This window comes from Leifsonia sp. Y878, from assembly GCF_057669685.1.
The window spans coordinates 721,276-747,833 of record NZ_JBYHFS010000001.1 but is presented as its reverse complement, the minus strand read 5'-3'; the positions used below and the strand labels follow the sequence as shown (position 1 = coordinate 747,833).

The window sequence follows — 26,558 nt, the reverse complement described above, 5'->3', positions numbered from 1 at the left end:
AATCTCGCTGATCTCGTAGGCTTCCGGCAGGAGGCGACCTGGCCTGGCCGCCGTGAAACTCGGGAGTGTCAATGTCGACTTATCCGCAGCGTTCCAGTCTTCCCATCCCTGACCTTGCCTACACCGGCACGGTCACTTACGATGCCACCGATCCTGACACTCATTACCCGCCGATTCAGCCGATCCGGCCGCCTGCGGGAGCGCCCAACGTCCTGGTCGTTCTGATTGATGACACCGGATTCGGAGCCTCAAGCGCTTTCGGCGGTCCGGTGCAGACGCCGAATTTCGAGCGTGTGGCGGCGGCGGGCCTGAAGTACACGCGGTTCCACACCACGGCTCTGTGCTCGCCGACCCGTGCGGCCCTGTTAAGCGGCCGCAATCACCACACGGTGGGGATGGGCGGTATCACCGAGATCGCAACGTCCGCGCCCGGCTACAACTCGCTACGGCCGAACAGTTGCGCTCCTTTGGCAGAGACGCTGAAGCTCAACGGGTACAACACCTCGCAGTTCGGCAAATGCCATGAAGTGCCGGTCTGGCAGGCAAGTGAGATCGGCCCGTTCGGCGGTTGGCCGAGCCCCGGCAATGGGTTCGAGTACTTCTACGGATTCATCGGTGGCGAGACCAACCAGTGGTATCCCGCACTGTATGAGAACACCGTGCCCGTCGAGCCATGGGGTACGCCTGAAGAGGGTTACCACTTCATGGGCGACATGACCGACAAGGCCATCGCGTGGACGCGGGCGCAAAAGTCGCTCGTTCCCGACGTGCCGTTCTTCACCTACTTCGCGCCGGGCGCTACTCACGCACCGCACCACGTACCCACGGAGTGGGCCGACAAGTACAAAGGACAGTTCGATCAAGGCTGGGATGAGGTACGCAAGGAGACCTTCGCCCGCCAGCTCAAGCTCGGGGTAATCGCGCCCGACTCCGTGCTCACCGAACGCAGTGCGGGTATTCCCGCTTGGGACGAGATGAGCGATCTCATCAAACCCGCCCTGGCCCGCCAGATGGAGGTCTACGCAGGGTTCCTCGCGTACGCCGACCATCACGTTGGACGCCTACTTGACGCGTACGAAGAACTTGGCATTCTCGATGACACCCTCGTCTATGTGATCATCGGCGACAACGGCGCCAGCGCCGAAGGGTCGATGCACGGTACGACCAACGAGGGCTTCACGATCAACCACATGAACGACATCGAGACCGAGCAGTATGTCGCCGACCACATCAATGACATCGGCACGCCCCGCTCGTACAACCACTACGCGGTTGGGTGGGCTCACGCCATGGACACCCCGTATCAGTGGACGAAGCAGGTCGCCAGCCACTGGGGCGGTACCCGCAACGGCACCATCGTTAGCTGGCCGAACGGCGGCGTGGAGAAAGGCGGCATCCGAAATCAGTTCAGCCACGTCATCGACGTCGCTCCAACGGTGCTCGAAGCAGCCGGTATCCCAGAGCCTTCCGCGGTGAACGGCGTAACGCAACGTCCATACGAGGGCACACCGATGAACTACACATTCGCCGAGACCGGCGCGGATGCCGATGAACGGCACACCACCCAGTACTTCGAGATGCTTGGGAACCGCGCGATCTTCCACAAGGGGTGGACGGCCGTCGCCAAGCACAAAAACCCGTGGGAGGGGTCAACCCATGGACTCGACGGCGACGTCTGGGAGCTCTACAACGTCGACGAGGACTGGACGCAGTCCAACGACCTCGCTGCCGCGGAGCCGGAAAAGCTAGCCCACCTGCAGCAGCTCTTCCTGATTCAGGCCGCCCGGTTCAACGTGTTGCCACTGGACATTCGCTCCGCAGAGCGGATGAACCCCGACATCGCGGGGCGGCCGCAACTGATCGTCAGCGACAGCCAGAAGTTCTACCCGGGCATGAAACGGCTCAGCGAGAACACCACGATCAACATTAAGAACAAGTCGTGGACCGTCACCGCGAGTACCACAGTCCCGGACGCAGGCGCCGACGGTGTGCTCATCGCCCAGGGCGGCGCGTACGGTGGCTGGTCGTTCTACGCACACGAAGGAAAGCTCGCCTTCGCCTACAGCCTGCTCGGTATTGACGTGACGGTGATCCATTCGGACGTAGATGTGCCGACCGGCGAGCAGGAACTGCGCGCACACTTCGCCTACGACGGTGGCGGAGTCGCGAAGGGCGGACTGGTCACCCTCTTCGCCGGCGACCAGCAGCTCGGTGAGGGGCGCATAGAGAAGACGATCCCGTACCAGTTCAGTTTCGACGAGACCGTCGACGTCGGAGCCGACCTCGCCTCTCCAGTCTCACCCGATTACGCTGCCACCGGCAACGGTTTCACCGGAACACTCGACTGGGTGCGCATCGACCTCGGCGAGGACGACCACTCCCATCTCATCGAGGACGAACACAAACTTGCAGTCGCCATGCTCAAGCAATAGCCGTTATCACTGCAAGAATCCCTCGGAGCGCTGCTCTTCAGGTACTCGCGGCTTCGCGTCATGAGTTCCTGCTCGGAGGCGCTGTCGGGATCGGCGTCGAGCACCGCGAGGTGTTCGACGCCGATCTGTTCGCCATTCCGGCGTCCGGCTCAGTAGCCGGGAACAACAAGAACCAGCTTGCAGCGCGGGCAACGATGACAGGACTCAAGCCCCTCAACGGTGTCGACACCATCGGGTTGCATCTCCACACCACACGCCGGGCACGGCGGGCCATCACACAGGTCGGTGCTGTCCAGGTTCTCGTCAATCACACCCTCAGTCTGCGGTACTTACCCGGTGACATGTGTCCCAGCCCCAGATAGATCGGACTGGGTCGTGCACCACGTCGGCGGAGCCATGTGCGTCTTCTCGGCGCTGGCGGCTCTGCGGGTGCGCCCCTAAGCTCGAAGCGTGAGCGAGACAAGCGCGATGGTCAAGATTGCCGGTGGCACTTTTCGAATGGGGTCGACCGACTTCTACCCCGAAGAAGGGCCAGTTCACGCGCGAACGGTCGCTCCGTTCGAGCTCGACCTGCATCCGGTGACCAACGCTCAGTTCGCTGCATTCGTTGAGGCAACGGGGTACGTGACGGTGGCCGAGCGCCCACTCGACCCTGCAGACTTTCCCGGCGCAGACATCAGCGGCTACTCCCCCGGCGGGCTCGTTTTCACTCCGACGCGCGGCCCCGTGAACCTGGGCGACTGGCGCCAATGGTGGGCGTGGGGCGAGGGGGCCAGTTGGCGTCACCCCTTCGGCCAGAACTCCTCAATCGACGGCCGCGACGAGCATCCAGTCGTTCAGGTTTCGTTCGAAGATGCCAGCGCCTACGCGGCGTGGGTCGGCAAACGCCTGCCCACCGAGGCCGAGTGGGAGTTCGCTGCCCGCGGCGGACTCGACGGCGCCACCTTCGCCTGGGGTAGCGAGGTGCGTCCTGACGGCGTGCTCATGGCCGACACCTGGCAGGGCAATTTTCCCTACAACAACACGGGCGCGGCTGGTTGGGTGGGCACGGCGCCCGTCGGCACCTTTCCGCCGAACGGCTACGGCCTGCTCGACTGCATCGGCAACGTGTGGGAGTGGACGAGCGACATATACACCGAAAGGCATGTGCCACCGGCATCCGCTCGCCCCAATCTTTTGCAGGTTCCGGATGCCGCGGCCACTGGCTGCGGAGATGCCTGCGCCTGTGGCCCGAGCTCCTCCGGCCGCACGAGCACCAGCGGCGCGGAGGAGGCCGCTAGGGCAGCGCAAGCGGCCGCGTCTGCCGAGCCCGGATCCGCGATCCCCCGCCGCGTACTCAAAGGCGGTTCGCACCTGTGCGCGCCCGAATATTGCCTGCGTTACCGCCCAGCAGCACGCTCGCCGCAGGCCGACGACACCGCCACGACGCACATCGGTTTTCGCTGCGCGCGCTAGCTCATCGGCGCAGTGTCCCCGCTCAGCGCACGCAGGTTCTTGGCGTGCGGGTCGGGTTCCAGCAGCAAGGCCCGCACCAGCAGCGTCAGCGGAATGCAGAGGATCGAGCCGATCGGGCCGATCGGGCCGATCACGAGTGTCCAGAACACCACACTGAAGAAGGTCAGCGTCATGCTCAGGCCAACGGCGTCGCTCACGAACTTGGGCTGCACCATCACCTGCAGCACCACGTTCACAACGCTGTAGGCGAGAACCACGAGCAGCGCGAGCGGCCAACCGCCGATCACGAGCGCGAACAACGCCGGCGGGATCACGCCGATCACGAAGCCGATGTTGGGGATGAAGTTGGTGACGAACGCGAGCACCGCCCACACGATGGGAATGGGAATACCCAGCCACCAGAGCAGCAGGCCGTCGACCACAGCGACGACGAGTCCGAAGCTCGCATTCACCACGTAGTAGCGGCGCACTCCACCGAAGTAACGCTCGGCAATCACGCCGGCGCGCGGGGCAAAGCCGATTCCACGACGGCCGAGCGACGCCGCATCCGCTGCCATGAAAATGACGTAGGCCAGCACGAAAAAGAACGCGGTTGCCAGGCCAAGCACCGAGTCCGCGACAGCGTAGGCCGCGTTGATCAGCACCTCAGGCGTGAGCCAACTGAAGGCGCCGGCGGCGGTGTCGGGATGGAAGCCGATCGAGCCGAGCGCGGCAACGAGATCGTCGGCCACTCCCGTGAACTCGTCGACGTAATCGGGCAACAATTTGATGAATTGAGCGGATGCCACGATGAGCAGCATCGCACGGCGAACCCGCCACAGCCGAGCACAACGGAACACGGCGCCCCCGAAATTCATCGGGGGCGCCGTGTTGTGTGAGGACTGCGCTGCTACGGACGGTGGCTGTTAGCCGAGCGCGGTCAGGGTGAGTGTCGCCCGGTAGGTGCCGCCGGCGACATCGATCGGGAATCGCAGATCAAGATCTGCGCCCAGCTTTGCTGAGCCGACTGCATGGCCCGACGAGGCATATCCGAGTGTCGAGGAGACCGAGAGGCCGTTGCCCCCTCCGAACCCGGAGGCCACCGCTGCTCCGGCCACCGCATCGCCGCCCGCCTCGACAAGCTTCGGCGTCCAGCCGAGGTACTTGCCCGAGAACGATGGCTTCTGGCTGCCGAAGGTAAAGTCAGTCGTCTGCGCTGAGATCGACCACCCTGCCGTCCGCGCCCGAGTGTCGGTGACTCGAATCGGGTTGATCGCGCCCGTGGCGGCGAAGTGGTCGCCGTTCGCGACCGCGGTGCCGAAGTCGACCAGGGAGTTGTTCCCGTCGACGTTCCAGATGAACTCGCCCGGCTCGCCGGGATCCACCTGCGACAGCACCACCTGGAGCCCCTGTGAGATCGCGGACACCGGAGGCTCCGGAGCTTCTGGAGTCTCCGACACTGCTCTCAGCACCGGTCGGCCACGCTCAGCATCAAAGCTCCAGATCGCTGCGAAGTCCCAACCGATAGCGTCGTAGGTCACCTGCTGCGCGAGCTCGGCCGCAGTACGGTTGGCACCGTTTCTGTTCGTGGAGGTGCCGTCGGTGATGGCAGCCCCGTTCACGGTGGCAGTGTCTAGCGACAGGTTGTCGGTGTAGGTCGGTGTGCTATTTTCCCGCGCCACGATGCGGCCTCGCGGCGAGTTGACGGTCTGCACCGAACCGCTGACCACCACGTTGCCGATGAACTTTGTGCCGGTATAGCCGTATCCGGTGAGGATGCCACCGTTCTGCACGTCCGCCTTCACTGTGGCACCGGCCACGTAGTTGTTGCGGAGAACACTCGCCGCGGAGTTCCAACCGGTGAGAGCGCCGGCCTCCCAGTTGGACGTGACCTTCGCATCAACGGTGTAGCTGTTGGTGACCTGGCCGTTGTTCTCCGCCGCGATGGGCGCCGTGCGCCAACCGCCGGAGACCACCGCACCGGAGACAAACACCTCGTCGATGAGACCGTTGTTCGTGACGGTCACCACGGCAACCCGGGTCGTCTGCGCGTAGGGCCCGGTGACCTCCGAGGTGGCGTCAAGGAATCCGAGCTGACGGATCGTGCCTGAGTTGTTCATGATGAACGCCTTCGACGCAGAACCTTCGACCGTGAGGCCGATGATCTTGTGCCCCCGGCCCTCGATGGTTCCCTCGAAAGTCGGGACCGGGGTCCAGGGCTTCGTCAGGGTGATGTCCTCCGTGAGGGTGAAGGTGGCAGACGGATGCTGCCCAATGAGCGCCAGGTCGGCCTCGGTCGCGATCGCAAACGGCCCGTTGGAGCCGTCGTTCATCGGGTTGTTGATCGCCTCAGTGGTGATCCGAACGAGGAAGCCTCCACCAGAGGTGAGTGCAGGCGTCAACACCGTCGATCCGTCCACCGTTGTGGTGGTTCGGGTCATTGTGGTTCCCACAGCCTTGTCGGTGTAGACGTCGGCGTTGTAGGTCGTGCCAGCGGGCAGGAAGTCCAGCGGAATCGAGAGCGTGCCCGGAGCGGTCGTGCCAGCGGCCACCGCGATCCAGTACTCGCCGTCTGCGGTCTGCCGCACTACCCCGGCGAGGCTGCCGATCGTGCTCTGCGGCAGAATCCAGCTGCGCTGCCACGTGGTGGGCAGGTTTCGCACCACGTCGCCGACGAGGTTGTGGTACTGCCCCCCAGGAGCGAGGTAGGACGGGCGCTCCGACAACTGCAGGAACGGCATCGAGTAGATGACCGTCGAGGCGAGCTGGTGCGACCAGGTGACGTTGCCGCCCGAGCCTGAGAGGAGGAACGGTGTGTAGTCGGCCGGCCCAGCCACAAGGCGGGTGAATGGTGCGATCACGTCCTGGTTCGCGTTGTACCCGGACTGCAGGCCCTTGATGGCCTCACGGCCGAGCTCGTTCGGGTAGGTGCGGTTCAAGCCGGTGGGCTCGAGGGGGTTGTGGTAGATCACCATCAGCTTGAGAGCCGCCGCGTCTTTCGCCGCGTCACCGAAGAAGTTGACCTTGGTCTCGGTCTCGTCGAAGGTGTGGTCGATCTTGAGTCCCGCGATTCCGCTGGCCGCCGACAGTTCCAGGTAGGCCGCGCGGAAATCAGGGTTCTGCAGGCTGCGCTGCGGGTAGGGGCTCCCACTGGTGTAGCGGATGCCGTCGATGAAGCTGGAGTCAGCGCCTGCGCCACTGTCGAAATCAGTCCACAGCCAGACGTCGACAGGGAAGGCCTTCGCCTTGCCCCGTGCTGCCAGTTCCGCGATCTTCGCAAAACGCTCGGTCGTGGTGGAACCCCATGACGCGTTCGACAGGTTGCCCTCGATGAGAACACCCGAGATGCCGGCCTCCGACGCAGAGTCGATCAGCGACTGGATGCCGGTGAAAGTCTGGTCGCCGGTCGAAAGGGTCGACCAGGAGTTGGTACCAGGGCGGATCCAGCTGGTATCGCCGCCCGGGAACACACTCTGATCGATGGGCGCGTTCACCGAGGTGATGATGTCGGAGTTGGTCAGACCCGTGAGGTCGGCCGCGATCGTGATGACACGGAACGGCGAGTGCAGGGTCGCCGGGTTCACTGCGAAGGTGCCCTGACCGTTGTCGGTAGCCCAGTAGTAGGTCGACAGATCGCCGCCGCTGGTGGTGCGGAGGGCGATCGCCGGCCAGTCGCGGATGTCCGCTTCGGTGACGTTGGCGAATCCGCCGCCGGCGATTTCGACCGTGGGCAGTACGGTGATGCTCTGCGAGCCGGCCTGAGCGAAGGTGTTGCGGCTGAAAGAGTTCTGCAGGTCGTCGATGGTGCTCGGAGTCGTGACCTGATAGTTGAGCACGGAGGCTGGATCGAACGAGAACGTTGTATTCTCCCTGGTCACCATTTTGCCGGCGAGCGAGGGGTCGAGAACGTATCGAACGGCGATACCGGTATCGAAGACGCGGAACTCGACCGAGACCAGGCTCTGGCCGGTGTTGCCCCTGGGAACGATCGGGATCACGCTGGCGTTGTGGTGGTCGCGGCCGGTGTCATGGAAGCCCATCAACGGGTACGACTCATCAACGGATGAGGTGACCGCGGTTCCGAGCGTGACGCCGGCGCCCCAGTCGGTACCGTCGACCACAAGCCCAAGCGCGGAGTCGCGCACGGCGATCGTGCCACCCTGGGAGATCGTGTAGCCGAGGGTGCCAGAGGCATCGGTTGACACGGTGGCGACGGTCTGGCCATCAGGGCTCGAGATCTGGGTGTGCGAGCTGAGGTCGCTGGATCCGGGGTCGCCCGGCTCGCCCGGCTCGGTCGGCTCAGTCGGCTCGGTCGGCGCGTCGGGGACGGTCTTCTCCGTGACAGCGGTGAGCTGGGGACGCTGAGCCGTCGTATTCATGGTCCAGGTATTCGCGAAGTCCCAGCCGATACCCTCGTAGGTGGCCTGCTGCGTGAGTTCCGCGGCCGTTGCGTCGAGTCCTTGCCGGTTGTTGCCCGCACCGCCCGTGACCGTTGCTCCGCTGAGCAACATGGTGTTGAGCGCGAGGTTATTGGAGTACGTGGCGCCACGGCCGGCGACGGTCGTGTTGTTCTGGCCGTTGACCCGGCCGATGTTGCTGGCGGACTGGCCGCTCGGCTGTGTCACCGAGCCGTTGAGTGCCACCGCGCCGGTGATGGTCGCGGTGCTGTAGCTGTAGCCGCTGATCAGACCGATGTTGCGGTTCAAGGTCGTCACGGTGGCGTCGGCGTAGACGTTCGTGATGCGCTGAGTGCCGGTGTTGTCGTTGCGGGCAGCAATGCCGCCGGTCTCCCACCCTCCGGACACCGATCCGAGAAAGTAGCTGTTCTGGATGGTTCCCCCGGAGAGGTTGTCGGCCACAATACCGCCGGTGCGCCAGCCGCCGGCGATCGAACCGTTCACATAGACCTGGTCGATGGTGCCTCGGTTGTTCGCCACCACCGCGGCCTTCTTGGTCTTCGTCGTTTCCGACTCAGACGCCGCGGTGCCGGTGATGCTGACACTGCTGAATCCGATCTTCGTGACCGTGCCGCTGTTGGCATTGATGAGCGCTGCGGACTTGTCCTTGCCAGCTGAACTGGCGTACGCCTTCGATCCCGCGAAATCGACCGAGAGGCCGAACACGGTGTGTCCGCCTCCGTCGAGCGTTCCCGCGAAACTGTCGATCATCTTCACCGGGGCGGTGAGTTCGATATCCGAGGTGAGCGTGTAGCGCGCCGATGCCGCGCCGGTGCCGGCCGTGTCGGCGTTGGCGGCCGCGATGAAGGCGGAGAACTCCTCTGTCGAGCCGATGAGGTAGGGCTCAGCCTCGGTACCTGCCCCGGCCAGAGGCGTCTCGGCGTGGGCCAGGAAACCGCTGCCGACGGCCCCCGCGACCAAGGCGACAACGACGGCCGCCGCCGAGGCGCTGCCGATCGGTATCCCTCGTCGTCGTTTGGTTGGTTGATGTGCCACTGGAATGTCCTCTCGCCGTGAATAGGAAGGTTCGACGAAAAGGCTGGTCAGCGGGCATGAAGCCGCAACGACCCGGCGCTAAAGCAGTCCACTCTGCGGGATGAACAGTCGGCGTCGAGAGGGAGAATGACGTCACACGGCTGAAGGATGAGGCGATGACGCCTGATACCCGTTCACATTCCGATCAAGGGCAGGCTGATGAGCGGTGAGATCCTCTCACCAGCCTGCGCGTCATCCGACTAGCAGAGCACCTGCGAGGTGGTGCTGATGCAGACGGTCAGACTGAACGTGCTCGCGAGCTGGTTGCGGTGCTGGCTGCTGGAGTTCTCGTCGAGCTTCTGGAGCGTGAGGAGGTAGCGCATGTGGTTTCACCTCCTCCGCTGCGACGTCGGGTCGGAAACTGCGTGGAGGTTCGCAGTCAGGCTGAGTAACGGCAGCAGATGCGGCCAGCCGTCGCGGTCGCCGTCGTAGACGCTCAGGCCATAGGCCTGAAGCGCGGTCAGGATGCCGGCTGCGCCGGTGGCCAGGTCGCACGACAACCGCAGCAGGCCCTGGCCAGGGAAGGCAATACCGGTGCTGTGTCGGATGGCGTGCAGTTGCAGGGCTGAGACGTGGTTGGCGAGTGCCGTATCGGACTCGGCGGTGGACAGCCCAGCGCGCGATATCGCGACCAAGAAGTGGATGAGTCCCGCGCGTCCGTAGAACAGTCCCGGCTCGATCGCGAACGGCGCGCACGCGGCGGCCGTGATGCCGTCGAGCGCGTCCAGGTAGCGCTGGGGCTCGGCAACGTGGGAAACGAGCGCGGCCGCGACGAGACCGATGCCCGTTGAGCCGGTGGCCAGGTACGGCATCAGCCGCCATCCTTCGTTTACCTGCAGTGAACCGTCTGCGGCGAAGGTGCAGTGCGCCAGATCGTAGTCGAGCGCGTCTTCGGCCAGCTGCAGGTGTTCAGGATTGGCCGTGCGCTGATAGAGCCGCAAGGCGAACAGCGCCGTACCGGTCGCTCCCCACATCAGACCGCCGCGACCCGCGCGCACACTCGGCTCCGCATCGTCGGCCCGCAACGGCGGGCGACGGTCGTGATGCCCACGCAGCAGCACGGCGACGCGGGCAAGCTCGTGATCGAGCTCGTGATTAAGGTCGTGATCGAACGAGTCGCCCTGCTCTGCCTCGCTGAGCAGGTAGAGACCGATGCCTGCAAGCCCGCCGTAGAGGTCGGGGCCGAGCTGATCGAAATCGACGGCGAGAATCCGTTCGATCAGAGCATCCGCCAGGTTGTCGTTTCCGATCCGCCTGTTCAGCCAGGCAGCTCCTGCGAGGCCGTCGTAAAGTCCGGGCCGCGCCTTCGGCGAGTCGACTGCCGCGCGCAGCCAGTCGACCGCCTGCGGATCGACGGCGAGACTGGTCGACTCGAGCGCGTGAATCACTCCGGCTGCGCCGTGGGCAAGCCCGTAGCCGTTCTCCGCAAACTGACGCGGATCGCCTGGCCAGGCGCGGTCGCCGCGAGAGAAATCGGCGCTCGCGTCGAGTGACCGGCCGATCATCACCTGCAGCGCGAGGATGGCGTCTTCACTGTCGGTGCGCCAGTCGCGGATCGCCGTGTCGGCGTCTCGTACCAGCACGCTGCGGCCGGCAAGCGACTCCCGTCCCGGCATCCCCAGATCTTGCCGGATCTCATCGATCCACGCCTCGTCGAGCGCGTACCCGTCGAGCGCGAACTCCAGCAGCTCGTCCGCCTTGAGTGGGTCGAGTGCGAGCAGCGACGTGAGAGGAACAAAGAGGAACAGCTTGAGGCAGGCAAGCGCGTACCTGTCGGCGCCGACGCCCCCACGTGTTGAGGGATCGGCGTGCGACGGCGCGACGAAACCCGGAGCTCCGATGAGCACGCGCCCGGCGTCGGCGACCCGCTGGGCCATCTCGAAGTCGAGCAGCACAACGCGGCCCTCACCTGTCACCAACACATTGCCGGGGTGAACGTCGCCGTGCACGTACCCCGCCGCGTGCACCCCCTCGAGCGCCTGCTGCGTCTGCGCGGCCACGTCGAGCGCCCACTGCCGATATTCGAGGTAGTCGGCCGCTGTCGCGTTCGCCCGGATCGCAGGGCACCGCCTCACAACCGCGCTGTTGAGGCTGTCGCCGTCGACGAGGTCGAGAGCAAGAAAGCGATGGCCATGCAGGTCGACGGATGCGCGGACGCCGACAACTGACGGACCGGCTAGTGCGCGCAGGCGGTCCTCCTCGTCTGCAAGACGGGTGACGGCGTCCCGGCCGTCGGGGGTGAGACCCGAGTGCGGTCGCGCCTCCTTCAGAATGACCGTGTCACCCGTGGCATCCGTAGCCTCGTACACGCCGCCCGCGTTGGAGAAGTGCAGCACGCGGGTGATGTTGAACGGGAACCCGTCTGGGGCGTCCTCCGCGCCGAGTGCCTCGAGCTGCTCGGCGAGAAACGGCGGCAGCTCGACCCAGGGCGGTGGCGTGAACCCCGCCGAGCGCTGGTCTTCCACGAGCGATCCCTTTGGGGTGCGGATGGCGAGCACGTCCTCACCGTCTTCGCCGCGCGTGTAGAGACGGGCAAAGGCGCCGTAGCGCACGTAGAGAGGGCCTTCGTTGTACCGCAGGTCGGAGAGGATGTATGGGCCGGGCATTCCGCCCACGAGATCGTCAAGGCCGAGCAGCGTTTCGCGCAACTGGCGCTCGTCCCGCGGGTAGACCGTGATGAATTTGCCCGATCCTGCGCGGTCGGCGTCTTTCGAGTTGCGTCCGACGAGGGCGTCGGCTGAAGGTGCGTATTTAAAGGTAAGAGAGTGTGCGTTGCAGTAGCCCGTTACGAGCCGCAGGATTTCGGCTGCCCCTGCGGGTGTCGCCGCCACGTGGATCTTCCAGCCCTGCTCGGGAAGTGCCGAATGGTGAGGGCGCCAACCCGACCAGTCATTGTCGACGTCGCGGCGCCATCCGTTCCAGTCGCTCTGTGCGTCTGGCATAAAGGTGTCGTGTCGTTGCTCCACAGAACCGCGGGCAGGCGTCTCGTAGAAGTACGGGTCGATTCGGGCAAAGCGCAGGTAGGTCGTATCCACGTAGGGAGCCTCTCGACGGTGCCTCAGCCCCCGGCTCGCCCGAATCGGCCGGCGCAGCTTCGCGTTACAAGTCTCCGAATTGCAGAGGTGCAGCGCGCCTGCCGAAAGTTACTATTCGCCCTATGTCGTTCGGCACGCCCTTATGACGAGATGCCGTTGCGGAAGGCCCAGATCACGAGTTGCACGCGGCTCTGCACGACGAGCTTGCCCATGATGCGCGACAGGTGCGCCTTCACTGTTCCCGACTCGAGGTGTAGCAGCTCGCCGATCTGCGCATTGGTATTTCCGTGTCCAAGGGCTCGGACAATGTCCAGTTCGCGCGCGGTGAGCACGCCGGTGACGGCATCGGTGGCAACGGGCGAGCGTCGGCGCCGGGCAAACTCGGCGAGCACGCGCCGGGTGACGGCGGGCGAGACCAGGCCGTCGCCGCGGGCGGCAGCGCGCACGGCGGCGGCAAGTTCTTCGGGTCCGGTGTTCTTCAGGAGGAAGCCGACGGCCCCAGCTTCGAGCGCACCGAACACGTAGTCGTCGAGGTCAAAGGTCGTGATCACGATTACCGGCACCGGCTCTGGGCTGGTTGCGATTGCACGGGTAGCCGCGATTCCGTCGCCCTCTGGCATGCGGATGTCCATAATCACCACGTCGGGCTTCACGTCGTTCACCAGCTGGATCGCCTCAGGGCCAGACGCGGCTTCGGCCACCACCTCGATGCCTGGGAAGTCGTCAAGCAATACGCGCAGGCCGCGCCGCACGAGAAGTTGGTCGTCGACGATGAGAACTCGAATCATACGATGGAGCGCCGTTCTATAGGGATGACGGCGCGGGTCTGCCAACCGCCGTCGAGGGTGAGGCCGCTGTCGAGGCTACCGCCGAGCATGGTGGCGCGCTCGCGCATGCCGACCATTCCATAGCCGGGATCGGCGGTTGGAGCGGAGGCGAGCGCGGGCGCCGAGTTGGACACCCTGACTACGACATCGCGCGCGGTGCGATCGATGTGGATGGTCACGTAGGCGCCCGACGCATGTTTGCGCGCGTTGGTCAACGACTCCTGGATAATCCGGTAGCAGGCCAGCGACGTCGCGGGCGAGAGGTCATCGATGTCTCCTTCGACGACGAGATCGATCGTCGGGTGCAGGGCGCGCACCGATTCGATGAGGTCGGGCAAGCGACTGAGGGTCGGCTCTGGCACGGTGCCGATCTCTCTTTCTTCTCGAAGTACGCCGACGACCTCGCGAAGGTTCTGAAGGGTGAGCTCACCCTCGCTGTTGATCGACTCGAGCAACTCCGCGGTTGTAACCGGGTCTGATGTCTGCACCCGGATCGCCGCTTTCGTCTGCAGCAGGATGCCGGACAGGTGGTGCGCCGCCACGTCGTGGAGTTCCCGCGCCATGCGGTTGCGTTCTTCGGCGACGGCCGCGGCAAGCTGCCCGTCGCGGGCCTTGGTTATGGCGGAGCCCGCCTGGGCGGCAAGCTCGGCCCGCCGGCGCTGCGATCCGTAGAGCAGACCGGCAAGAATCGCCGTCACGTACGACGGCACTATACGGATGAGCGTCGCCAGAATCGCAACGGGCGGCAGCGCCCCGATGCTCACCCAAGCGAGGGTGAGATGGATGGTGAAATCGACGACGAATGCGGCGCCCAGCACAACACTCCAGGTTCGCCACGAGGTGAGAGCCGTGACATTGAACATCGCGAAGAGGAGTGTCGGGGTGACGGTGAGGTTACGGTCGATCGAAATTGCGATCGCGATTAAGAAACACGTGAACACGAGCACAAAGCTCAGCACCGGCAACCAGCTGCGCCAGATGAGCGGCACTGCCTGCAGGCCGAAGACGGCGACGCTCCCCCACACGCTCTCTGCGCTGACGGTAGGCCCGCCGTTCGCCTCGAAGAAGCTCGTTCCTGTCGCGATGGTGATCAGGAAATAGCCGATGGATGTGACGCCGAAGATCATTGCCCACGCCCAGTCGGGCAGAGGCAGGCGTTGGATCATTGGGCCCGAGGTGCGGGAAGCCATAGAGTCTCGTGTCTGTGTAGGGATGCTCCTGGCGGTGAGCGTCACAAGTTGGGGATTGCTCTTTCAGGCTATCCAAGCGGTGCCCGCGGCAGACGAACGGGAGTTTAATCCTCTCCAAACGACGTGCGGCACGGAAGCACCCCGAGTGCCCACTGTTATCCCGCGCCGTGCACGAACGGCATAGGCCTAATGGCCTACCCTGAGTGAATGGAGCAGACGCGATGATCCGGCGTGAACAGGCCAAACGCACGCGTGACGCACTGCTCGACGCCGCAGCGGAAGAGTTCTGGCTGCACGGCCTCGAAGGCACCCGTATTCAAGACGTGCTCGACCGCGCCGATATGACCAAGGGCGGGCTGTACCACCACTTCACGAACAAAGTGCAGATGGCCGAAGCAATCGTTGAGCTCGAGGCCGAGCGCTGGCCAGAGCTGGTCGCCCTGGTAGAAGGCTCTGGGCTTCGCGGACTCGCCGCACTCGAAGCGTTTTCCATCGCCGTCGCCGAGCGTATCGACGGTGATGTGCGCGCACGCGCGATCATGCGCATCGCCGAAGAACTCGACCCACCGGCCGTCGCGGCATTCGAGCTCTGGCATGACTTCGTGATCCTCGCTCTGCAGCAGGCCATCGCCGACGGCGACGTCTCCGACTCGATCCCGATCCGCGAACTCGCGCAGACGGTCGTTGAGTGCATCTACGGGGCCAGCATCTGCCCCTTCCCGATCAGCCGTCAAGTGGTCGTGAGCGAACGCCTCGCGAGGCTCTGGATGATCCTGGGTGCGGGCCTGCGCACGACCGCCCGCTGAATCTCGACACGGCACATTTGAGCGATTCGCCACAAATTAAAGTGATTCACCTGCCGGACATACGCGACTAACCGTATTCACCGACCCTTTCGCCCGTGAACTAGCGGGTTCGGATGACCGAACTCCGCCTCCTCCTGTGCTTCGGACGTGCGGCGTTAACCTAGTGTTCATCTTCGAACGCGGCGTACCGGGCCCCCTGGCGGGGTTTTACCGACGAATAGGTTTGCGAAATTTCGTCGGGTATTGCATGATTGCCGAGCCAGCCACCGTGGGCCCCCGAGAAGCGGAACTCTGGCACGCACACGCCACACAAGCGCCAGAGCATCCGACCGACCGTCGGGTCTGTGAGCGCGCTCACCACTAGGGGGAACCGATGGAGATTCGCGACACAGAGCGAACCTCTCACGAGGGCGCAGTGCTCGAAGGCACACCGCTCGACGACACGCCGCTCGACGAGCAGGCGCACGTCAAAGACAAACCCCGCCAACTGACGACGGTGCGCGGCATCTCCGACAACGCCTTCCGATTCACGGCGCACGGCGGCGGTGTCGTTGTGCTCAGCATCATGACCCTCGTCGGCGTGTTCCTCGCGGTGCGCGGTGCAGAGGCGATCGCCGCCGCAGGCCCCAACTTCTTGACCGAGCAAGACTGGGAGCCCAACTCTGGCAGGTTCGGCATCGCCGCCGTTCTCTTCGGCACGGTGACCATCGCGCTCATAGCAATCAGCGTGGCACTGCCACTCGCCGTTGGCACGGCAACCTACATCTCGGAGTACGCGCCCGCCGCCATCAAGCGCTTCCTGGTGGGCATCGTCGACCTGATGGCCGCGATCCCCTCTGTGGTCTACGGCCTGTGGGGCATGTTCTGGCTCGAGGGGTCGATCCTGCCGATCGCCCAGTGGATATCCACCTACTTCGGCTGGATCCCGATCTTCGCTGTGCCGAACTTCGAACCGGGCGACCCGCTCGCCACGCCGACGGTGTTCACCGCCAGCGCCTTCCTGGCCGGGCTGGTCGTGGCCATGATGGTGGCTCCGGTCGCGGCATCCATCATGCGCGAGGTATTCGCCCAGGCGCCCGTCGGTGAACGCGAGGGCGCATTGGCGCTCGGGTCGACCAAGTGGGGCATGATCCGCTCGGTCGTCTACCCGTTCGGCCTCGGCGGCATGATCGGCGGCGCGATGCTCGGCCTCGGCCGCGCGCTCGGCGAGACCATCGCGGTCTACCTGGTGATCTCGCCGGTGTTCGTCATCCAGCCGCACATTCTGCAGACCGGCACCAACTCCATCTCGTCGCTCATCGCTCTGCGGTACGGCGAGGCGAGCCCGTTCGAGCTGTCGGCCCTGATGGCTGCCGGGCTTGTTCTGTTTCTGATCACGATGGTCGTCAACTTCGGTGCCGGCATCATCATCCAGCGTTCCCGTTCGGGCGCGGCGAGCTGAGAGACCCATGACCACGATCGAATCCCCCCGCACTCAGCGCCGCGTCCAGCGCCCGGCGCGCATCACGCGCACCCACCTGCCCGGCCGCGACGGTCGCAGCACACACCCCACCCGTCCGGAGACGCGGCGCAACCTCGCGCGCATCCGCCGCGATGACGTGCTGCGCGTCGTCGGCGCCGCGGTCGCCGCGATCGCGACCACGGCCTGGCTGTACACGCAGGTGTTCCCCTTCGAGGGGCCGGTCACCTTCGTCGTGGTCGCCTACCTGCTCTTCGTCGGCTTCTTCGTCACCCTGATCAGCTTCGACGACAACCGGGTGACGATCGTCGACAGAGTGATCGCAGTGGTCATCCACTCCCTCGCTATCGTGCTGATCCTGGCTCTCGCCGTGGTCGTCGTCTTCACCCTCGGCCGAGGCACCGAGGCGTTTCTCAACTGGAACTTCTGGGTGCAAGACCTGTCGCTCGCCGGCCCGCTCGACCCGCTGACGGTCGGCGGCATGGCCCATGCAGCGGTCGGCACGCTCATCATGATCGCCATCGCACTCGCGATCGCCATCCCCCTCGGGCTGCTATGCGCGGTCTTCCTCGCCGAGTTCCCCAGCCCATTCGCCCGCATCGTGCGCACCGTGGTCGAGGCGATGACCGCGCTGCCGTCAATCGTCTGCGGCCTGTTCATCTACGCCACCTACATCCTGCTGTTCGGCTTCGACAAGTCGGGATTCGCCGCCAGCCTCGCCATCACGATCATGATCCTGCCGATCATCATCCGCTCGGCCGACGTGGTGCTGCGGCTCGTGCCCGGCACGCTCAAGGAGGCCTCGCTCGCCCTCGGCACCAGCCAGTGGCGCACGATCTGGCACGTGGTGCTGCCCACCAGCAAGTCGGGGCTGATGACCGCGATCATCCTCGGCACCGCCCGCGGCATCGGCGAGACATCACCCGTGCTGCTCACCGCCGGCTACACCACGTTCTACAACTTCAACCCGTTCTCGGGCCCGATGGTGTCGCTGCCGTTCGCCACGTTCACCCTGGTGAAGAGCCCGGAGCCCACGCAGATCGCCCGCGGTTTCGGCGCCGCAGCTGTGCTGATGGTGCTGGTCTTCGTGCTCTTCCTCGTCGCCCGCATCATCGGCGGCCGCGGCGCAGGGCTCCTGTCGCCGCGCGGCCAGGCCCGCGCTCTCGCCGCATCACACCGCGACGCCGAACGCTTCGAACACCGTCTCGCGCCGGTCGCGAGCGGGGCGATGGCCGCGAAACCCGCGATCACAGAAACATCGACAACAGGCACGGAGGCCAGCGAATGAGCATAACGCGGATGTCACGGTGGAGCTCAGCTCGCGCGGTTGCAGCGCTGCTCGGCCTCGTGCTGATCGGCACGGGTGTGCTCGGCTTCGTCGGCGCCCCGCAGGCCCTCGCCGTTGGCTCCGTTCACGCGCCGATCGTCGGCTCGGGTTCCACCTGGTCGGCTAACGCGCTGCAGGCCTGGATCCGCAACGTGTGGGCCAACTACCAGTGGAAGATCACCTTCTCGGAGTCGGGATCGACCCAGGGCCGCAATGACTTCGGCAACGGGACATCCGATTTCGGCGTCTCCGAGATCCCCTACGGCATCGCCAACAGCAACGAGGCCGATGTTCGCCCCGAGCGCCCCTTCGCGTACATGCCCATCGTCGCGGGCGGCACCGCGTTTATGTACAACCTCGACATTGGCGGCCACCGGGTCACCAACCTTCGGCTCTCGGGCGAGACGATCGCCAAGATCTTCACCGGCACCGTGACCCGCTGGGACGACGCCCTGATCAAGGCCGACAACCCCGAGCTCGCGCTGCCGTCGATTCCGATCGTGCCCGTGGTGCGCTCCGACGGATCGGGAGCGACCGCGCAGGTGTCGATCTGGCTGCGGCAGGAACACGCGGCCGAGTGGGACGCCTACTGCCCCCAGGTCGGCCGGCCCCTTGTCAACGGACACTGCGGCGTCACCAGCAACTACCCGGTCGTGCCCGGCACCGGTTTCGTCGCGCGGTCGGGATCCAACGGCGTCGCGGGATACGTGGCACAGTCGCATGCGGTGGGCGCGATCACCTTCGTCGAGTACTCGTACGCCCTCAACTCCGGGTTCCCGGTGGCGAAGGTGCTGAACAACGCGGGTTACTACACCGAACCCACGGCGCAGAACGTGGCGGTGGCGCTGCTCAGCGCGCGCATCAACGAAGACATGACCTCTCCCGACTACCTCACGCAAGACCTGTCTGGCGTCTACACTTCGGGCGACGCACGCACCTATCCGCTGTCGTCGTACTCGTACAGCATTCTGCCCACCGCGCTCGGTTCGGGATTCACCGAAGACAAGGGTCTCACCCTCGCCGACTTCGGTGCCTATTTTCTCTGCGAAGGGCAGATGAGCGCCGAGACACTCGGCTACTCGCCGCTGCCGATCAACCTGGTGCAGGCCGGCCAGAAGCAGATTCAGAAGATTCCCGGCGGCGACCCGCTGATCAAGGGCATCAACGACTGCAACAACCCCACCTTCTCGCCCGACGGGTCGAACAAGCTCGCCAACGAGGCGCCCCAGCCGCCCGACTGTGACAAAAAGGGCGTAACCCAGTGCACCACCGGCACCGGCGGGGCGAAGGATACGCCCACCACGCCGACGGGGGGCGGCGCGGCGGCGGGCGGAACCACCAACACCGACGGCACCACCTCGGGCGGCGCCTCTGGTGATGCGGTTCGCGACACGGGCACCGGCTCGTCCGGCGGTGGCGGAAACTCGTCGGTCATCGACGCCGACGCGAGCCCGGTGATCGTCGCAGCAACCCCGCAGTCGATTCCCCCGGCCGGCGTGGGCCTTCTTCCCTCGGCGGCCATGCTTGGCGCGGGTGGCGGTCTGCTCGCCTTCGCCGCCGTGCCGCCGCTGCTCGGCAAGCGCGGCCGCAAGACACTCTTTCCCACTCCCACCCGCGGCTCCCCCCCCCAGCTCAACCCCGAAGGACTGATGCTCTCGTGACATTCCCCGCCCCCCGCAGCGACTCCGCCCGGCTGCGCCTCGTGCGCGGCCTGAGTCTGGCGCTCGTCGCATTCTCTGCCCTCGGTCTCGCCGCCGTCTCCACCCCGCCGAGCGCCCAGGCGGTCGTTGACGACTCGTCGGTCACCGTGGCGTGGGCGGGCGGCAATGACCCCGCGCTGCAGAAGTTTCAGCCGGCTCACCCCGACGCGACGGATAAAAGCGGCGACTACGAGGACTTCAAAGACCTCACGGTGACGGTCGATCGCACGCGGAACCTCGCCGACGGCGGGGTGCGGGTGACGTACGACGGGATGGGGGGGACGCAGCGTGGCACAGGGACTGGGTCGGGGGCGGTCAGTTACAACTTCCTCAGCGTCATGCAGTGCTGGGGGCCCAACCCACTCGCTGATAATTTCGCAGAGACGTGCCAATGGGGAGGGGTGTGGAACTCCGACCACGTGCTGCCCAGTAACGATGGCTCGGCAGGAAAGTACATCGACAGCGCGGGCCTCGCGACGACGGTCGTCGAACGTGGAGCGACAGCCTTCCGCTCCGCGGCAGGCGGAGGGTATGGGGAGAGCGACCCACAGTCGAAAAAGTTGGAGTACTTCGGTGAAACGACGACCAACGAAGTTTCTATAGCTCGTGTGGGAGCCGACGGGCACGGCGAAGTCACTTTTGAGACGCAGAACGCCGTCGGCGCGCCTCACTTGGGTTGCGGCGCCGACGACGACTCGGGCGCAGTCCGACGCTGCTGGCTCGTGGTGGTTCCCTATGGAAGTCACACGCAGATAGTCGACGTAGCAGACCCGAAGTACGGTGCAACGTTGACCGATATCGGGAGCACCGGGAGCCCGTTCGACCCACAGTATTCGCGGTGGAGTGAACGAATGGTCATCCCGCTCGACTTCACTCCCGTCGGCGCTGCGTGTTCGTCGGGAACCGAAGAAATTCGCGCCACCGGTTCGGCCCTGATGTCAAAGGCGATGGGGTCGTGGCAGCGCGAACTATGCGACAAGGGCCTGTACTCGATGGTGACCAACGGCGACGACGTCACCCGGGGGCAGATGCTCTCTGGATCCACCCCGTTCATCTACACCTCTCAGCCGGTGGATGCAGAAGCAGCATCGACAGCGGGCGCCGACATCGTGTACGCACCCGTGGCCGCGACGGGCGTCGTAATCGGCTACAAGTTCACGACCTTCGCGGGCACCGTGACTACCGCAGACATATCGCCACGGCTGCTCGCGAAGCTATTGACGCAGTCATACCCGCATCAGATCACCGGCAGGATCTCAAACATGGGCCCTTCCGAGACCACGACCAGCGAGCACCTCGCCTGGTGGAACGCAATCGATACTTCACCAGCGTTCTGGCAAGACCCCGACGTCGTGCGGGCATTTCACCTCGACGATCCAGACAACCCTTCCTCACGGAAGACCCCCTACCCGCCGCTGCCTCAGGTGCTTGGGCCGCAGACCGCGGATGCTTTTGCACAAGTCTGGGCGTGGATCCAGGCCGACGACGAGGCGCGCGCATTCCTCGAAGGCCGGCCCGATGCCGACAATCACGGCATGACAGTGAACCCGTATTACCTGCCTGTCGGCCACCCAGGAGCCGTCGTATCACCTGTCTATTGCGTGAACGGCCTCCCCGCGCTGAGCAGCGGGGCCCCTTGTGTCGACGGCGATAAGGTGCTCGGTCCGAACGGGGACCCGATCAGCAAGGCCGTCGGCCTCGATGTGAATCTCGCAACGGACACGATCAACTACTTTCCGAAGGCGGACGAGACCCAGGCTCCCTACTCTCACCCAACGGTTGTAGGGCAAGCCGGCTATTCCACGGAGGGCACGGTCCGCATTGACGCGCAATCGTACCCCAGCTACGCCGGGAGCTTCGAGAACGTAGCGCAGCGGATAGGTCGAGGCGACACCGGCCGACTCACCGCGTGGGACTACCAACTCAAGGCGTTCAAGGCTGAGCAGCCCTCATACCCGATTGCCACATTTGTAATAGGTATTCTCGACGCCCCCACGGCAGAGGCCTTCGCGCTGCGCACGGCGCGCCTTCAGCTGCCGAATAGGCCCGGCGTATTTGCCGGCGCGGATGCCGAGGCGCAGGCGCGAACGCTCGACGCGCAGAAGGCGACGAGCGTTGCGGGGGTGACAACCACCGACTTCGCCGCCCTGCCCGACGACGCCTACCCCCTCACCTCGATCGTCTATGCGGCGGCCGACCTCAACGACCCCGCGATGGGCGCCGACGCGCGCGGCAAGTACGCCGAGCTCATCCGCTATGCGGCGCAGGGGGGAAATGAACTCGGCTTCGGTCCGGGGCAGCTCCCGCCCGGATACGCGCCCCTGAACGCCGCGCTCGTGACTCAGGCGCTGACAGCGGCCGACGTGCTCGAGGCCGGACCCCAACCGGCGCCCGCCGCAGCACCGACCACGCCACCTGCCGCTTCCAGCGCCATCGTGACGGTCCCCTCGAAGACGTCCACCACCAGTGCGGCTCCCGCCGCGCCCGGAACCACCGCGACCTCGACCCGCGCGTCGACCACGGTAACCGCCGCGGAGCCGACGAGCAGCGTTGTCGGGTCAACGGCCCTTGGGGGCTCTCTCATCGCCGGCCTGGCCGGACTGGTGGGAGCGCCGTTCCTCCTGCGACGGAAACCGCAATGAGTCGCCCTTAAAGCTTCTTGCCACACTAACGTCCGGTGGCATGAAGAAGCCCCCACCAAGGCTTCAAAACGTGGTGAGGGCTTCCGCGCAACAGCGCATGTAACAAGTGGACATCATAACCGAAAGGTTGCACAAAGTGAAACTCATCAAGAAAATGACGGTTTCGGCGCTCAGCGTCGCCACCATCGCGGCCCTCGCTCTCGGTGGAGCTACCGCCGCGAACGCGGACCCGATCGGCGACACCGCCGACCGCTCACTGCGCGGCGTCGGCTCCGACACCACGCAGGACCTGTACAACGGTCTCTCGCAGGTACTGCTCAACGGCATGGGCGACCAGTACATCGCCTCGTTCAACGCCACCCCGCTCGCCAGCACCATCAAGACCTGGAGCGGTGGAACCACGTTCAACCGTCCCGACGGTTCGAGTGCTGGCGTGAAGGCGCTGCGTTCGGCGATCGACGACACCACCACCCTGTTCAACGGTACGACGAGCGTCAACCTCAACCACAATGACGTCAACTTTGCCCGCTCCTCGAGTGGCGCGAAGTGGCTGACCAGCGGTACCGGCGCGCTCACCTACCTGCCCTACGCGGCTGACGGCGTGACGTGGGCGACCACCGAGGACAGCATCCTGCCGACCACCATCCCGGTGGGCGAAACGACGGATGCGTCCACCCTGCTGACCCTGCGCAACATCTACGCGGGCAACGTGACCACTTACACCTCGGGCGGAACGACCATCACCCTGCACCCCCTGCTTCCGCAGGATGGTTCGGGAACGCGCAAGTACTTCACCGACACCGTTCTCGCCGGCACAACAATCAGTCCCACCATCCCGGCAACCTATGGACCGGCGAACACCCAGGTGCAGGAGAACAGCGGCGCGCCGCTGCTCGACGGCAGCTACATTGTGCCGTTCTCGATCGGCGCGTTCATCGAGCAGAGCAACGCGGCAACCCTCAACGCCAACTACGCAGCCGGCGTAGTCGACCGTCGTGGAGCCGCAGAACTGCAGCAGGTCGATGCTAGCGTGCCCGTCTCGGGCGGCGTGCTGAACTCGGCATTCCCCCTCAAGCGCGTGGTCTTCACCGTCGTCGAGACGGCAGCGATCACCACGGGCGACCTCTACAACGCCGACCTCGCCTCGACCTTCGTCGGAGCAGCCGGCTCGGCATACACGCAAGACAGCCCGTACAGCGGAAACAAGGTCTTTGAAGACTTCGGCTTCAACGCCCTCCCGCTGACCATCGGGGTAGACGCCTACACCGCCGGATCCACGGCGTTCACCATCAACTAGCACCACCAGCAACACCCTGCGGGGCGGACCCCGGTCCGCCCCGCAGGCGCACGTTTCTCACCTGCTCGCCTACCGAAAAGAGACAGACAGATGCACACCATCCCCCGCACGCGGCGCCAACGGCTGGTCGCCGCACTGCTCGTGGGTGCCGGTCTGCTCGCCAGCATCGTTCTCGCGGGCACAGCAGCGCACGCCGCAGACGTCGACATCCCACCGGTGTACGGCACCTACGTTGGCCCCCTGCACGTCGAGCCCAGCTCCGGCGGGTGGGACGACAAGCTCACCCGCGTCTGGACCGACACCGCATTCGACGCCTCGATCACCCCGGAGAGCCACCCGTATGTCTGGCTCATGATGCAGAAGGGCAACTTCGCGGGCACACTCGGCACGCTGAATAGCATCGCGCTTTACACAGGCCCGCTGTATGGCCCCTACAACTTTGGCTCCGGCTCCGGCGCCACTGGCGGCGACGTCATCACTCGGGCGTTCTCCGGGCGACTGAGCATTGTATCAACAATCGACACCACGGCTGTCGGCTCGACCTTTTCGACGATTCTCGCCGCGAAAGCGACCACGTCCAACCCTTCGGGCGGCAACCCCTACTTCCGCGCCGACTTCGAGGTCACCGCCACCGGCTGGAAACTCGTCGAAACGGCGCCCGTGGTCAAGGCCGATACCGTGACGACCCTCGGCGCCACCGCGCTCAAGACCGGCGCGGTGCGGCTCTCCGCCACGGTGACTCCGGCGGCGGAGACAGGAACGGTGACGTTCAAAGACGCCACCGGCGCCGAGCTCGCCCAGGTGACCCCCGTGCGCGGCGTCGCCACGTGGACATCCGCGGTCCTGTCCCCGGCCACCGAGTACACCTATTCGGCCGATTACTCGGGCAGCGACCTCTACAACCCGTCAACGGCCGCTGCCGTCACAGTCACCACGGTCGCCGATCCCATCGCGCCCGCGAACACGAACATCACCGTGGCGATCCCGACAGCCCCCAGCGCCTTGAAGTTCACGATCACCCCCGGCGGCGTTTCGCTCAACAAGGCCCTTCTCGAAGGCGACGCTCTCGTCGCGACCGGCCAACTCAACAGGGTGACGGTGAGTGACCAGCGCCGCACTCGAACCGCGTGGACGCTCAACGGCAAAGCAACCGACTTCGTGAACGTGGCCGACTCGACCAAGACGATCGCGGCCTCGGGTCTCGGGTGGGTGCCCGCACTGGTAGGCCAGCAAGCGGACAGCGCCGGCAGCCCCGGCGCGATCGTCACCGCGGGCGTAGGAGGCGGGCTGTCTTCCGCAAAGCCGCTAGCGCAAGCAACGAGCGGCGCGACCAATGTGCAGACGAGAGTGATCGCCAACGTCATCTTCAGAGCGCCCGCCGACACCACTCCCGGCACCTACACGTCTACTCTCACGCTCACCCTTATCTAACTTCTTCCATCCGCACCCGACCGCACACAACCTAGAGAAAGAGACACCCGCATGCCTACCCAGCCCACCACCCGCTCGCCGCGGCGGTTCGCCGCGCTGCTCATTGGCGCCGGCCTCGTCGCCGGTGCCGTGCTCGCCGGCACACCCGCCCACGCCGCAGACCTCGACATCCCGCCCGCCTACGGCACCTACGTTGGCGAGCTGCACGTCGAGCCCAGCTCGGGCACATGGGACGACAAGCTCACCCGTGTCTGGACCGACACCGCCTTCGATCCTGCTGTCACGGCTACCACCCACCCGTACGTGTGGCTCTCGCTACAGAAGGGCAACTTCGCGGGCACACTCGGCACGCTGAACAGCAACGCCGCCTACACGGGTCCGCTCCACGGCCCCTACAACTTCGGCTCCGACCCCGCGGCCACCGGCGGCGACATGATTGCCCGTACGTTCTCGGGCCGCCTCAACTCGGTCACAACCATCGACACCACGGCAGTCGGATCCACCTTCTCAGTCGTGCTGCACGCTAAAGCCACCACGTCGAATCTGTCGGCCGGCAACCCCTACTTCCGCGCCGACTTCGAGGTCACCGCCACCGGCTGGAAGCTCGTCGGCGACGCGCCCGTCGTCAAGACCGACACCGTCACGACCCTCGCCGCCAGCGCCCTCAACACGGGCGCGGTCACCCTCACGGCCACGGTTGCCCCCGCGGCCGCCACCGGAACGGTGTCGTTCAAAGACAGCGCCGGCGCCGAAGTTGCTAATGTCGCGCCCGTCAACGGTGTCGCGTCGTGGACATCGGGCGTGCTGACCGAAGGCACTACCTACAGCTACACCGCCGCCTACTCGGGCGACGCGTTGTACAACACCTCCACGTCGAACGCAGTGACCGTGACCACGGTCGCCGAGCCCGCCCCGCCGCAGGACACGAACATCACCGTGACCATTCCGGCATCCGCAACCGGCCTGCAGTTCACGATCACCCCCGGCGACGCGGCGCTCGGCCAGCCGACGCTCGACGGAACCAACTACGTCGCCACGGGCGCACTCGGCACGGTGACGGTCTCTGACAGCCGTGCCGCGCGCACTGCGTGGACGCTGAACGGCAAGGCCGGCGACTTCGTCGGTCTCACCGACGCCACCAAGACGATCGCAGCGAGCAACCTCGGTTGGGTTCCGGCCGCGGTCGGCACTACGAACGCCGGGACCGCTGGTGCCGCCGTTGTCGCGGGTGTCAGCGGCGGCCTGTCGAGCGACAAGCCGCTCGCCCAGGCAGCGGCCGGAGTCACCACGGCGCAGACCACCGTCAACGCCGCCTTCACGCTGAAGGCTCCCGTCGACACGGCTGCCGGCAACTACACGGCGAAGCTCACGCTGACGCTGATCTAGCACGGTGTCGGGGGGGGGAGGACCTTCTCGTTCTGCCCCATCTCAACCACACCCCCCCCCCCTCTCGCCCCAAAAAAAAAACCGAAGAACCCAACTCTTA

At 65.5% G+C, this 26,558-nt stretch carries 17 protein-coding genes; 10 read left to right on the top strand and 7 right to left on the bottom strand.

The features are described 5' to 3' along the window. Positions 1-71 precede the first annotated feature (71 nt). Positions 72-2,432, top strand: a complete 2,361-nt coding sequence (locus tag AC25Y4_RS03475) for an arylsulfatase (RefSeq protein WP_488118973.1) — start codon at positions 72-74, stop codon at positions 2,430-2,432. A 149-nt stretch (positions 2,433-2,581) separates the two neighbouring features. Here AC25Y4_RS03475 and AC25Y4_RS03470 read toward each other — a convergent pair whose 3' ends face one another. After that, positions 2,582-2,743, bottom strand: a complete 162-nt coding sequence (locus AC25Y4_RS03470) for a hypothetical protein (protein WP_488118972.1) — start codon at positions 2,741-2,743, stop codon at positions 2,582-2,584. 157 nt (positions 2,744-2,900) lie between these two features. On the opposite strand from AC25Y4_RS03470, the gene AC25Y4_RS03465 reads away from it, so the two are divergent. Next, the gene (locus tag AC25Y4_RS03465) at positions 2,901-3,887 is read left to right on the top strand and encodes a formylglycine-generating enzyme family protein (RefSeq protein ID WP_488119516.1); all 987 of its coding nucleotides are present in this window, start codon (positions 2,901-2,903) and stop codon (positions 3,885-3,887) included. On the opposite strand, the gene AC25Y4_RS03460 is transcribed toward AC25Y4_RS03465, so the two are convergent. The 6 genes from AC25Y4_RS03460 to AC25Y4_RS03435 all read right to left on the bottom strand — a co-directional run bounded on the left by AC25Y4_RS03460 (position 3,884) and on the right by AC25Y4_RS03435 (position 14,410). Further along, on the bottom strand, positions 3,884-4,744 hold the full coding sequence (locus tag AC25Y4_RS03460) for an AI-2E family transporter (protein WP_488118971.1): 861 nt from the start codon (positions 4,742-4,744) through the stop codon (positions 3,884-3,886). The genes AC25Y4_RS03465 and AC25Y4_RS03460 overlap by 4 nt on opposite strands. A 48-nt stretch (positions 4,745-4,792) precedes the next feature. Beyond that, positions 4,793-9,319, bottom strand: coding sequence for a glycoside hydrolase family 97 N-terminal domain-containing protein (locus AC25Y4_RS03455; protein WP_488118970.1), 4,527 nt, complete (start codon positions 9,317-9,319; stop codon positions 4,793-4,795). 239 nt (positions 9,320-9,558) lie between these two features. Then, positions 9,559-9,681, bottom strand: a complete 123-nt coding sequence (locus AC25Y4_RS03450; RefSeq protein WP_488118969.1) for a class III lanthipeptide — start codon at positions 9,679-9,681, stop codon at positions 9,559-9,561. Between the two features lie 6 nt (positions 9,682-9,687). After that, positions 9,688-12,393 (bottom strand): class III lanthionine synthetase LanKC, encoded by a 2,706-nt coding sequence (gene lanKC, locus AC25Y4_RS03445; protein ID WP_488118968.1) that lies wholly within the window; start codon positions 12,391-12,393, stop codon positions 9,688-9,690. Between the two features lie 140 nt (positions 12,394-12,533). After that, a complete protein-coding gene (locus AC25Y4_RS03440) occupies positions 12,534-13,181 on the bottom strand; it encodes a response regulator transcription factor (RefSeq protein ID WP_488118967.1) in 648 nt (215 codons plus the stop codon). After that, positions 13,178-14,410, bottom strand: a complete 1,233-nt coding sequence (locus AC25Y4_RS03435) for a sensor histidine kinase (protein WP_488118966.1) — start codon at positions 14,408-14,410, stop codon at positions 13,178-13,180. The genes AC25Y4_RS03440 and AC25Y4_RS03435 overlap by 4 nt, the downstream gene beginning before the upstream one ends. Before the next feature lie 221 nt (positions 14,411-14,631). On the opposite strand from AC25Y4_RS03435, the gene AC25Y4_RS03430 reads away from it, so the two are divergent. From AC25Y4_RS03430 to AC25Y4_RS03395, 8 genes are all read left to right on the top strand, one after another. Further along, positions 14,632-15,216, top strand: a complete 585-nt coding sequence (locus AC25Y4_RS03430; RefSeq protein WP_488118965.1) for a TetR family transcriptional regulator — start codon at positions 14,632-14,634, stop codon at positions 15,214-15,216. A 373-nt stretch (positions 15,217-15,589) separates the two neighbouring features. After that, positions 15,590-16,657, top strand: a complete 1,068-nt coding sequence (pstC, locus tag AC25Y4_RS03425) for a phosphate ABC transporter permease subunit PstC (RefSeq protein WP_488118964.1) — start codon at positions 15,590-15,592, stop codon at positions 16,655-16,657. 7 nt (positions 16,658-16,664) lie between these two features. After that, the gene (gene pstA / locus AC25Y4_RS03420; RefSeq protein WP_488118963.1) at positions 16,665-17,963 is read left to right on the top strand and encodes a phosphate ABC transporter permease PstA; all 1,299 of its coding nucleotides are present in this window, start codon (positions 16,665-16,667) and stop codon (positions 17,961-17,963) included. A 59-nt stretch (positions 17,964-18,022) separates the two neighbouring features. Next, the gene (locus tag AC25Y4_RS03415; RefSeq protein WP_488118962.1) at positions 18,023-19,663 is read left to right on the top strand and encodes a phosphate ABC transporter substrate-binding protein PstS; all 1,641 of its coding nucleotides are present in this window, start codon (positions 18,023-18,025) and stop codon (positions 19,661-19,663) included. After that, positions 19,660-22,344, top strand: a complete 2,685-nt coding sequence (locus tag AC25Y4_RS03410; protein WP_488118961.1) for a hypothetical protein — start codon at positions 19,660-19,662, stop codon at positions 22,342-22,344. The genes AC25Y4_RS03415 and AC25Y4_RS03410 overlap by 4 nt, the downstream gene beginning before the upstream one ends. Before the next feature lie 136 nt (positions 22,345-22,480). Next, on the top strand, positions 22,481-23,641 hold the full coding sequence (locus AC25Y4_RS03405) for a type 2 periplasmic-binding domain-containing protein (RefSeq protein ID WP_488118960.1): 1,161 nt from the start codon (positions 22,481-22,483) through the stop codon (positions 23,639-23,641). A gap of 90 nt (positions 23,642-23,731) precedes the next feature. Next, entirely contained in the window at positions 23,732-25,072 is a 1,341-nt protein-coding gene (locus AC25Y4_RS03400; protein ID WP_488118959.1) for an Ig-like domain repeat protein, read from the top strand. A gap of 51 nt (positions 25,073-25,123) precedes the next feature. After that, positions 25,124-26,458, top strand: coding sequence for an Ig-like domain repeat protein (locus AC25Y4_RS03395; protein WP_488118958.1), 1,335 nt, complete (start codon positions 25,124-25,126; stop codon positions 26,456-26,458). Positions 26,459-26,558: the final 100 nt, after the last annotated feature.